Below are 10,187 nucleotides of genomic sequence, written 5' to 3'. Positions count from 1 at the left end.
GGTCATCGTCAAGATTAAATTCCGAAACCCCTGATTGCTAACGCAATCAGGGGTTTTGTTTTGGGCGGTCAGAAACTTACCGACATGCTCGATATACAGCGGGCCCCCGACAAATTTGCACAGTTATTTCTGAACCAGAACACTAGAATAGGCACCTAACCTTTTTTAGAGTCCGAGCCCTATATGCCCGACCCGGTTGATACCCTCGAGGTGTCAGACTTACCGCTGGACGAACTCGTGGCATGCCATGAGTGCGACTTGTTGATGCGCAAGCCGGAGCTTGCCCGCGGTGAAAAGGCCCAATGCCCACGCTGCGGCTACGAGCTGTACGCTCACCGCCACAACGTCGTTGAACGAAGCCTGGCGTTAGTGATTGCCGCACTGCTGTTGTACGTCCCCGCGAACTTTTTACCCATCATGCAGCTCAATCTACTCGGGCAGTCCTCGCAGGACACCGTGTGGACCGGCGTGGTCGGTCTGTTCGACACCGGTATGCAAGGCGTCGCCGTGGTGGTGTTCCTCTGCAGCATGGGCATCCCACTGTTCAAGCTCCTGTGCCAACTGGCGGTATTGCTGAGCATTCGCTGGAACATCGGCCGCAGCTACGGCCTGCTGTTTTATCGCATCTACCACCACCTCAAGGACTGGGGGATGCTCGAGGTCTACCTGATGGGCGTGCTGGTGGCGATCGTAAAACTGGCCGACATGGCCACCATCACCGTTGGGCTTGGCCTGGCCTGCTTCGTAAGTCTGTTAATGGTCCAGATACTGCTGGAGGTGGTGATGTCACCTCACCAGATCTGGGAAGCACTGTCAGGAGAGGATGCTCATGCGGGCGATTGATGCGGGCATTCTGATCTGTACCGAATGCCATGAACTAAACAAACAAGACCCGGACACCGACGAGCAAACCTGCACCCGTTGTGGTGCGCTGGTCCACGCCCGTCGTCCGAACAGCCTGACGCGCACTTGGGCGCTGCTGATCACGGCTGCCATCTTGTACATCCCGGCCAATTTGTTGCCGATCATGACCGTAAGCTCCCTGGGCCAAGGCGATCCGAGCACCATCATGTCCGGCGTGATCCAACTGATGCAGCACGGCATGTTCCCGATCGCCGCTGTAGTGTTCATCGCCAGCATTCTGGTGCCAACCTTCAAGCTGGTGGGCATCGGCTTGTTACTGTTCTCGGTGCAACGTCACCAACCACTTTCCGCGCAACAACGCATTATCATGTACCGCTTTATCGAGTTCATTGGCCGCTGGTCCATGCTGGATATCTTCGTGATTGCCATCCTGGTGGCGGTCGTAAACTTTGGGCGACTTGCCAGTGTCGAGGCCAATCTCGGTGCCGTGGCGTTCGCCAGTGTGGTGATCTTGACGATGCTTGCCGCAGTAACTTTCGATCCCCGACTGATTTGGGATAACACGGAGTCGGACGACGACCATGAGTGATTTGCCTAAGGCTAAAACCCGCCCAGCTTCCAACTGGTCGGCCATTTGGGTGCTGCCCCTGATTGCCCTGATCATCGGCGGCTGGTTGGGATGGCGTGCGTACAACCAGCAAGGTATCGAGATTCAGGTTCGCTTTGAAAGCGGCGAAGGCATCCAGGCCAACAAGACCGAAGTGGTCTACAAAGGCATGTCCGTGGGTAAGGTGAAAACCCTGGCCCTGGATGACGAAGGTAACAATCGCGGGGTGATCGCCACCATCGAGATGAACAAGGACGTGGAGCAATACCTCAAGACCAACACCCGCTTCTGGCTGGTAAAGCCGAGTGTCAGCCTGGCCGGGATCACTGGGCTGGAAACCCTGGTCTCGGGTAACTACATCGCTGCCAGCCCGGGCGATGGCGAGCCGACGCGCAAGTTCAAGGCCCTGTCCGAAGAACCGCCCTTATCCGACGCCAAGCCGGGCCTGCACCTGACGATCAAAGCTGATCGCCTCGGCTCGCTGAACCGCGGCAGCCCGGTGTTCTATAAGCAGATCCAGGTCGGCCAGGTCAAAAGCTACCTGCTCTCCGAAGACCAGACCACCGTTGAAATCAAGGTCTACATCGAGCCGACCTACGCCAGCCTGGTGCGCAAACACACGCGTTTCTGGAACGCCAGCGGCATCAGCATCGACGCCAACCTCTCCGGTGTAAAAGTGCGCAGTGAATCCCTGGCCAGCATCGTTGCCGGCGGTATCGCCTTCGCCACGCCAGAGAACCGCAAGGACAGCCCGCCGACGGACCCGAGCCTGCCGTTCCGCCTGTATGAAGACTTCGATGCAGCAGCCGCAGGCATCAAGGTCAAAGTCAAACTCACCGACTTCGAAGGTCTCCAGGCGGGTCGCACGCCGGTGATGTACAAAGGCATCCAGGTCGGCAGCCTGAAAACCCTGAAGATCGACCCGGACCTTTCCAGTGCCAATGCCGAGCTGACCCTCGACCCACTGGCCGAAGACTACCTCGTTCAGGACACCCAATTCTGGGTGGTCAAACCGTCGATCTCCCTGGCCGGCATCACCGGGCTGGAAGCGTTGGTCAAAGGTAACTACATCGCCATCCGTCCCGGCGACAAGGGCAGCGCGCCACAACGGGAGTACGTCGCGCGGGCCAAGGCGCCGCCACTGGACCTGCGTTCCCCCGGTCTGCACATGGTGCTGTTCACCGACAACCTCGGCTCCCTGGATGTCGGCAGCCCGATCCTCTACAAACAGGTCAAGGTCGGTTCCGTACAGAGCTACCAGTTCTCCCGCAAGAACAAGCAACTGGTGATCGGCGTCCATATCGAGAAAGAATACGAAGGCCTGGTCAATGGCTCCACCCGATTCTGGAATGCCAGCGGCGTGACCCTGACCGGCGGACTTACCGGCGGCATCCAGGTGAAAAGTGAATCCCTGGCCAGCCTGATGGCGGGCGGTATCGCCTTCGAAACCCCGGAGCCGAATGTACCGCTGAAAAAGCGCATCCCGCGTTTCCGTCTGTTCCCGGACCGCGAAGCCGCCAACCAGCACGGTACGCTGGTGACCATCAAGGTCGACCGCGCCGACGGCCTGCGCCCGGGTACGCCGGTGCGCTTCAAGGGCCTGGACGTAGGCAAGATCGAAAGTGTCGACCTGAGTGCCGACATGCAATCGGTGTTGCTCAGCGCGCGCATCACCCAAGTGGCAGATCGCATCGCCCGGGCCGGCAGTCAGTTCTGGGTGGTCAAGCCTGAACTCGGGCTGATGAAAACGTCGAACCTGGAAACCCTGGTCACCGGTCAGTACATCGAAGTGCAGCCAGCGGTAAAAAACGCCGGCCCGCAAAAGAGCTTCGTTGCCCTCGACCAACCGCCTGAGGCCGTCCATCAGGACGCGGGCCTGAGCCTGGTGCTCAGTGCGGCGCGCCGCGGTTCGCTCAAAGAAGGTGTGCCGGTGACCTACCGCGAAGTCACGGTAGGCAAGGTCACAGGGTACGAGTTGGGTCAGACCGCCGACCGCGTGCTGATCCACATTCTGATCGAGCCAAAGTACGCGCCGCTGGTGCGCAGTGGCAGCCGGTTCTGGAACACCAGCGGCTTCGGTCTCGACTTCGGCCTGTTCAAGGGCGCGACGGTACGCACCGAATCCCTGGAAACCCTGGTCGCCGGCGGCATCGCCTTTGCCACGCCAGACGGCGAACGCATGGGTAATGCCGCTCGGCCCCAGCAAACCTTCCCGCTGTTCGACAAGTTCGAAGACGAATGGCTGACCTGGGCCCCTAAAATCCCACTCGGTAAATAGACCGAGGCGCGGCCTTCGCGAGCAAGCCCGCTCCCATATTTGACCCAGTTCCCCCTGAAGGAACCCGATTGAATGTGGGAGCGGGCTTGCTCGCGAAGAGGCCCTCAAGAACACCAAAAAAAGGCCGCGATCCAAAAGATCGCGGCCTTTTTGCATTTCAGCGCGGCTGATTAAACCTCATCCAACTCCGGCTCATCCGCCTGCACATTCACCGTCGCCTTCACCACATCGTGACGGCGGATGTACTTCCAGTCCGCTTCATCAATGTAGATCCCGTTCGGCCCGCTGCCGCCTTCCAGGTCAATCGCCACCTGGGCGGAAACCTGTGGCTTCACACTGGCCAAAATCGGTACGAAGCCCAGCTGCAAGCTGGTTTCCAGCAACGCCGCCTGGTTCTTCTCATCGATATCCGCGGCCTCATCGAGGTAGTACGGCAAGCGCACACGACCTGCCTGATCGCGGTCCATCAAGTGCAGCAACAAGTACATGTTGGTCAGCGCCTTGATGGTCATGGTGGTGCCGTTGGAGGCGGCGCCATCAATGTCGGTGTGAATGATCGGCTGGCCGTTGACCTTGGTGATCTCGAACGCCAATTCGAACAAGTCCTTGAGGCCCAACTGGTTATGGTTGGCCGCAACCAGGCGCGCCAGGTATTCCTTGGCTTCCTCGTTCTTGTTGTCCTGCTCGGCGCTCTGGCTCAGGTCGAAGACCGACAGGGTTTCACCCTCTTCATACTGACCGGCACTGTGGATGATCTGGTCGATATGCTTGAGGGCTTCCTTGTTCGGCGCGAGCACGATGCGGAAGCTCTGCAGGTTGGACACCTGACGCTTGTTGATCTCGCGGTTGAACAACGCCAACTGGTGCTCAAGGCTGTCGTAGTCGCTGCGGATATTGCGCAAGGTGCGTGCGATATCGGTGACCGCCGCACGCCGCGCCTTGCCCAGCGTCAGGGCTTCATCCGTACGGTGCGCGTAAGCGTTGATCAGCAAGTGCAGGCGGCGCTCCATATCGTCTTCACTGTCGAACTTGGCCACGCCCTTGAGGCGCACCTGTGCATACAGCGCGTCGATCTGGCCGTCAGCGCGCAGCAAACCTTGCCAACTGTCCTGATAGTCATTGAGCAGCGGCAGCAGGTTTTCCATGGAGTCGTCCACCGGGTCCATGAACGGCGTACCAAACGGCAAGTCCGCCGGCAGCAGCTGACGACGACGCAACGCGTCATCCAGCGTGCGCTGCTTGGCTTCCATATCACCAATCTGGCGGCCTACCAATTGCAGCTTGGCCGACAGTTGCTGGACGCGTTCGGTAAACGCATCGCTGGAACGCTTCAATTCGTCCTGGGCCGCCTCCATCTGCGCCAGGCTTTCCAGCTTCTCGCCTTCTTCTGCGCTCAGGGTTTGCGAGCGGCGGAAATCTTCCAGCGCCTTCTGTGCGTCCAATACCTGTTGGTACAAGGCTTCAGTCTGGGTCTTGCTTGCCGCGCGGTCAGCCGCCACGGCTTGCTGGGTTTTCAGTTGCTTGAGTTCTTTTTCCAGGCGTTCTTTCTGGTCGCGCAACGCAGCGCGGTCAGCCAAGGCCTGCAATGCCGGCGGCTCGATATGCGAGATATCGATGGCCAATCCCGGCACTTCAAAACGCTCACCCTTGAAGCCATCGAGGATCTGCTCCAGGGATTTCACCCACAGGCCGTCTTCATCCAGGGTGATGCCATGCTCACCCAGCGGCAAGCTGAACAGCGAACTGTTGAACAAGCGCATCAGACGCTCGACATCCTGCTGCGAGAATTCTTCCCGCAGCTTGGCGTAGCTGTTGTTGTCGGCGTGATCGAGTTGTTGCTTCACCGACTTCAGGCGTTTTTCCAGGTCCCGCAGACGCTCGTCCAGATCCTCGGCACTGAACTGACGCGACTGCGCCAAGGCCCCGGCCAATTCATCGTGAGCATCCTTGGCGGCCAGCAGTTGTTGCTCCAGCACCTTGACGTCATCCACCAGGGCGAAGCGATGCTTGAGCACCGACAGCTCACCGAGCCAGCGCTGAATGCCGCTGATTTCCCGCTCCAGGCGCATCAACTCCTGAGTGCCGCCGCGCTGGTCGTTCTGCAGTGCGTCTTGCTCGTTGCGGTAATGCTCGGCCTGAATCGTCAGCTCTTCCTTGCGCGCACTGGCGTAGTCCGACCAAGTGCCCAACAACGAATCCAGCAGCGGCGACAGGCGATGCAGTTTGCCCCGCAGGATTTCCCGCTGTTTCACGCCATTGGACAGCGCTTCCACCAGCGGCCCGGCGGCTACCAATGAGTTGTAGTCCTGCTCCATGCGTCGTACATCACGGAAGGCTTCTTCACACGCCGCGATGTAATCGACACTGCCGGAACGCAGGCTGTGTTCGAAGGCATCGAGGAACAGCTGTTTCAACTTGGCCGCGGTAATTTCCCGCATGTGCAGCAAGTTGATAAACAACGCACGGAAGGTCTTCAGGCTCTGCTCGCTGGTGGAGCGCAGCGGAATCAGGGTCAGGTCCAGCGGGATCGACGTGTGGCCGCCCACCAGCAAACGTCGCAGTTCATCCGGCTTGAGTTCATAGGCTTTCAGGCCTTCACGCTCAAGGTTGGTAAACAGCTCTTTCTGGCGCAGGCAGGTGTCGTTCTTCTGGTAGTGCGCCAGGTCCAGCTTGCCGGCGTAGGCAAAGAACTGGTGACCGAAACCACCGCCCGGGCCGCGACCAACCACGCCGATCACGTGCGGGCCGTGGGGCAGGGCCACTTCCACCAGGATGTAGCTGGTGTCGGTAGCAAAGTAGAAACGCCGGGATTGCTCCAGGGTGTACTTGCCGAAACTCATGTCCGACATGCGCGCCAGAATCGGGAACTGCAACGCGTTGATCGAAGCCGATTTGCCGAGGTTGTTTGCGCCGTACACCGACAGCGGTTCTTCCAGCGGGAACAAACCCAGGCTGTAACCGGCAGTGTTCAAAAGGGCGAAGCGGCGAATGCCGTAGCGTTCCTTGCTCATGCATCGGTCTCCTGTTCTTCGGCAATGGCACGGGCCAGGGCGTCTTCTTCGCTTTCGTCCGCGAAGTCACTCAAGTCCAGCGGGTCATCGGTCTTCAGCAGTTTTTCATCGCTGTCTTCGTCGATGATCACCGGGGCAGGCAGCGGCAATACGCTGTGGATACTCGCGGCGAGGTCACGGTCTTGCTGCACCGAGAGACACACATCGAGGAAGCGGTGCATCGGCGGCAGGAAGCGGTAGATACCGTTCTCTTCACCGGCAAAACCCAACTGGGTCATGCGGCGCATGATTTTTTCTTCCAGCTCCTCAACGGTTGTCACTTCGGCCTGGATAAACAGGTCGCGGTACTTTTCCAGCAACGACGGCAGCTCATCACGGCCCAGGCTGCCACCGTCAAGCACAGCGATCGGGTCGCGGCCCTGGTCGGCCAGGTGTTCGACGATGATGAAGGTGAACAACGCCAGACGCTGGGCGGTCTTGTTGACCTGCGCGGCAGCCACGGCCGAGTCCGGCACGAAGTAGTAGAAACCCCGGGTGTCGCACACCAGCTCAAAGCCCAGGGCCTTGAACAGCGTGCGGTACTGGTCCTGGAAGTTCGACAGTTGGGCGTACAGCTCCGGGTCGCGGCGGCTGACGTGGTAACCCTTGAACAGCTCGCGAAAGATCGGCGCCAGCTGGGACAGTTCGGATAGATCAAGATGCATGAGGGGTGCTCGCAGAATTCCCGGCCGTATCAATACTGGCTGGAAGCAGGGCGAATGAGCGCAGGCTGACCTGGTGCTCGTGAGTGTGGTAATCCCGTCGTTCCAGACGTTCGCGCTTGAAGCGTTTCTCCCGCGACAGGCGTGAGAACCAGTACAGCAACTCGTCGGTTGCGCCGTCCGGTTCCTGCTCCAGCAGCCAAGTCATCAGGTCCGGCATCGGCAGCGCGTCTTCGCAGCGCTCGAGCATCTCCTTGACCGTGCGCGGCGCGCGAGGGGCTTCGCCCTTGTGGGATTTGTGCGCCTTGGGGAAACGCGCCGGCTTCGGTTCGAAGTTGGCCAGGGCGTACACATAGGCTTCGACTTGGCTGGCACTGCCGAGAAAGGTGCTTTGCGGCCGGGTGAACATCGGCATCGCCGCTTGCGGCACCGCGTCCAGGCCCTTGCGGCGAATCGCCGACAAGGCCAGCGCCGCGCCACGGGTCACGGCGTTGTGCCGGCGAGCTTCTTCACGCAACGGCAGCAGCAGTTCCCGGGCGTGACGCAAGGTCAACTGGGCGCTGGTCTGCATTTCGAGGATGCGCGCATGGGTGCGCAGCAGCATGTCGTCGTCCACCAGGTGGCCGAGGCGCTGCTGTTCGGTGAGCATGCGCAACAGCACGTTCTCGACCTTGCGCACGCCTTGTTCGAAGGCGCCGTCGGCGTTCACCAACTGAATCATCGGTTCGACGTATTCGTCCCAGGTCGCCAGTACTTCGGCGTAACGCTGGCGCAACGGGATCTGCCGGTCGCTGGTCTTGGCGCGGTCGGCTACGGCCGCGAGGGCCTGTTCGTCGTTGGCGAGTTTTTTCAGCACGTCCCGCACGCGCATGTCCAGCAGGCGCAGTTGGCGCGCCAGGTCATGGCCGTCACGGATGTCGAAGGCGTCCTGGATATAACCCGCCAGGCGCTCAAGGTGGCGCAGGTAGGCTTCGATCTCCAGGCACAGGCCTAGCCGGTGCTCCTTGCGAAGATACGCCAGGAAGTCGTGGATCTGTGCGTTGAGCTCGAAACGGTTCGGGCTCTTGGCGACAGGCACCAGGATATCCAGGCGAATCCACACGTCCAGCAGGCTGGTGATGTCCTGTGGCGTGCTGTCCAGTTGTTGGGCAGCCAGTTGGGCGCGCAGTTCGCTGAGGCTCAGGGTGCCTTGGTCGAAGTGTTCGCACAGTGGCTCAAGCAGGGCCCAGTGTTCGGCGAGGGCGCGCAAGACGCGCTTGGGTTCGATCATCGGAATGGCCGGCTGGTTAGCGATTAAAAGCAGCGATTGTACTGCATCGGGGGTGGGATTTATCCACAGCCGGTCGTGAGGCGCTCACCGGAACGATCAACTGCGGGCGATCTTCGTCGAAGGGCGGTAGAATCCCCGTTCTTTAGTTATCCACAAGTGGCCGACCTTTGCTTATCGAGTCCCGACGTCGCGCTTACTTGACCGCCATGCAGGTGGTCAACTGGCTGCCGCGCACTGAATTACCGTTCGCCGCCCCCTCGCGGCCCGAGCTGCTGGAGGCCCCGGAGCCGTTCGAGGCTTTCGGGCCTTCGGGTGAGGAGGCGGCTGCGCCGGTGCCGCTGGTCAAGCCTGTGGCTGAAACCCCGGTGGTTCGGCCAAAGGTCGAAGTCCCCCGGCCGTCGCCGGTGGCCAAGCCGGTCGTCGCCGAAGAGGCGCCTGCCGTGGTCAAGGCTCCAGTCGTGCCGCCGCCGCGCTTTGCCCTGCAACTGCTGCGGGCCGGGCGATGCCTGTTGCTGGTGGAGTTGCCGACAGGCGAGCGCTTCCAGACCCGCGACCCGGCCTATCTGCTGCTCAAGGACATGTTGCGCGCCGCCGGTCTGCCCGACAGTCCGCAAATCGTCGGCGAGCCGGTGCGCTGGCCGCTGCTGGCCCGGGGCACCATGGACCAGGGCCCGGAAGCCGCGCGAGATTTTGTGCAAGGTTTTGTCTCGGCACGGCTGGAGGACGAACCCTGCGTATGCCTGTGGCTGATCGGCCTGCCCGCCGTGCGTTTTGCCGGCGAAGCCAACGCCGAGGCCTGGTACCGCGAACTGCAGGTCGAAGGCCTGGGCTCTGTCTGGGCCCTGCCGGGCCTGGAACTATTAATGGAAGAGCCACAGCGTAAGGCTGATGTCTGGCAAGCCATGCGCCGGCTGATGGCGCGCTGGAAAAGTACCGATGAGTGAAGCTTTATCTTTCCGCCCGATGACCGAGGCGGACCTCGACGCTGTACTGAAGATCGAATACGCAGCGTTCAGCCACCCCTGGACCCGCGGGATTTTTCTCGATGGGCTGGGCAAGTACCAGATCTGGCTGATGTTCGAAGGTGAGCAGCAGGTGGGCCACGGGGTCGTGCAGATCATCCTCGATGAAGCGCATTTGCTGAACATCACCGTCAAGCCGGAAAACCAGGGCCGTGGCCTGGGTTTAAGCCTGCTGGAGCACCTGATGTCCCGGGCCTACGAGGCCAAGGCGCGGGAATGTTTCCTGGAAGTGCGCGACAGCAACACCGGCGCGTTCCGGCTGTATGAACGTTACGGTTTCAACGAGATCGGCCGCCGGCGGGACTATTACCCCGCTGTTGGTGGTCGCGAAGATGCGGTCGTGATGGCCTGCACCCTGGTCGACTAAACGCAGGGCCCAATGTGGGAGCGGGCTTGCTCGCGAATACGGTGGTCCAGTCGCCAGATGTATTGAC

The 10,187-nt window shown here is 60.7% G+C and carries 8 protein-coding genes; 5 read left to right on the top strand and 3 right to left on the bottom strand.

All coding sequences use genetic code 11. From position 1 onward, the window contains the following. Nucleotides 1–183 precede the first annotated feature (183 nt). The 3 genes from K0H47_RS29375 to K0H47_RS29365 are packed head-to-tail and all read left to right on the top strand — an operon-like array spanning nt 184 to nt 3,749. A complete protein-coding gene (locus K0H47_RS29375) occupies nt 184–843 on the top strand; it encodes a paraquat-inducible protein A (RefSeq protein WP_093201939.1) in 660 nt (219 codons plus the stop codon). Next, nucleotides 830–1,453 (top strand): paraquat-inducible protein A, encoded by a 624-nt coding sequence (locus K0H47_RS29370; protein ID WP_003214366.1) that lies wholly within the window; start codon nt 830–832, stop codon nt 1,451–1,453. The genes K0H47_RS29375 and K0H47_RS29370 overlap by 14 nt, the downstream gene beginning before the upstream one ends. Beyond that, on the top strand, nt 1,446–3,749 hold the full coding sequence (locus K0H47_RS29365; RefSeq protein ID WP_219274033.1) for a PqiB family protein: 2,304 nt from the start codon (nt 1,446–1,448) through the stop codon (nt 3,747–3,749). Before K0H47_RS29370 ends, K0H47_RS29365 begins: the two co-directional genes overlap by 8 nt. Before the next feature lie 170 nt (nt 3,750–3,919). Here the strand turns inward: K0H47_RS29365 and mksF are convergent, their stop codons facing one another. The 3 genes from mksF to mksB are packed head-to-tail and all read right to left on the bottom strand — an operon-like array spanning nt 3,920 to nt 8,731. Further along, nucleotides 3,920–6,760: an Mks condensin complex protein MksF gene (mksF, locus tag K0H47_RS29360; protein ID WP_063033187.1), complete on the bottom strand. Its 2,841-nt coding sequence runs from the start codon at nt 6,758–6,760 to the stop codon at nt 3,920–3,922. After that, nucleotides 6,757–7,464 (bottom strand): Mks condensin complex protein MksE, encoded by a 708-nt coding sequence (gene mksE / locus K0H47_RS29355; protein ID WP_177026453.1) that lies wholly within the window; start codon nt 7,462–7,464, stop codon nt 6,757–6,759. The genes mksF and mksE overlap by 4 nt, the downstream gene beginning before the upstream one ends. Next, nucleotides 7,454–8,731: an Mks condensin complex protein MksB gene (gene mksB / locus K0H47_RS29350; RefSeq protein ID WP_003214377.1), complete on the bottom strand. Its 1,278-nt coding sequence runs from the start codon at nt 8,729–8,731 to the stop codon at nt 7,454–7,456. Before mksB ends, mksE begins: the two co-directional genes overlap by 11 nt. 206 nt (nt 8,732–8,937) lie before the next feature. Between mksB and K0H47_RS29345 the strand changes: the two genes are divergently transcribed. Next, the gene (locus tag K0H47_RS29345) at nt 8,938–9,675 is read left to right on the top strand and encodes a hypothetical protein (RefSeq protein WP_063033184.1); all 738 of its coding nucleotides are present in this window, start codon (nt 8,938–8,940) and stop codon (nt 9,673–9,675) included. Further along, on the top strand, nt 9,668–10,120 hold the full coding sequence (rimI, locus tag K0H47_RS29340; RefSeq protein WP_003214382.1) for a ribosomal protein S18-alanine N-acetyltransferase: 453 nt from the start codon (nt 9,668–9,670) through the stop codon (nt 10,118–10,120). The genes K0H47_RS29345 and rimI overlap by 8 nt, the downstream gene beginning before the upstream one ends. Nucleotides 10,121–10,187: the final 67 nt, after the last annotated feature.

Source organism: Pseudomonas sp. Xaverov 83, assembly GCF_019352905.1.
Lineage (GTDB): Bacteria > Pseudomonadota > Gammaproteobacteria > Pseudomonadales > Pseudomonadaceae > Aquipseudomonas > Aquipseudomonas yamanorum.
Note: the sequence above shows the minus strand (reverse complement) of the source record. Positions and strands in the feature narration are given on the sequence as shown.

What these genes read in the sequence shown, in the direction of transcription:
- K0H47_RS29375 (WP_093201939.1), top strand. Translation starts at nt 184, where the DNA reads ATGCCCGACCCGGTTGATACCCTCGAGGTGTCAGACTTACCGCTGGAC.
- K0H47_RS29370 (WP_003214366.1), top strand. Translation starts at nt 830, where the DNA reads ATGCGGGCGATTGATGCGGGCATTCTGATCTGTACCGAATGCCATGAA.
- K0H47_RS29365 (WP_219274033.1), top strand. Translation starts at nt 1,446, where the DNA reads ATGAGTGATTTGCCTAAGGCTAAAACCCGCCCAGCTTCCAACTGGTCG.
- mksF (WP_063033187.1), bottom strand. Translation starts at nt 6,760, where the DNA reads ATGAGCAAGGAACGCTACGGCATTCGCCGCTTCGCCCTTTTGAACACT.
- mksE (WP_177026453.1), bottom strand. Translation starts at nt 7,464, where the DNA reads ATGCATCTTGATCTATCCGAACTGTCCCAGCTGGCGCCGATCTTTCGC.
- mksB (WP_003214377.1), bottom strand. Translation starts at nt 8,731, where the DNA reads ATGATCGAACCCAAGCGCGTCTTGCGCGCCCTCGCCGAACACTGGGCC.
- K0H47_RS29345 (WP_063033184.1), top strand. Translation starts at nt 8,938, where the DNA reads ATGCAGGTGGTCAACTGGCTGCCGCGCACTGAATTACCGTTCGCCGCC.
- rimI (WP_003214382.1), top strand. Translation starts at nt 9,668, where the DNA reads ATGAGTGAAGCTTTATCTTTCCGCCCGATGACCGAGGCGGACCTCGAC.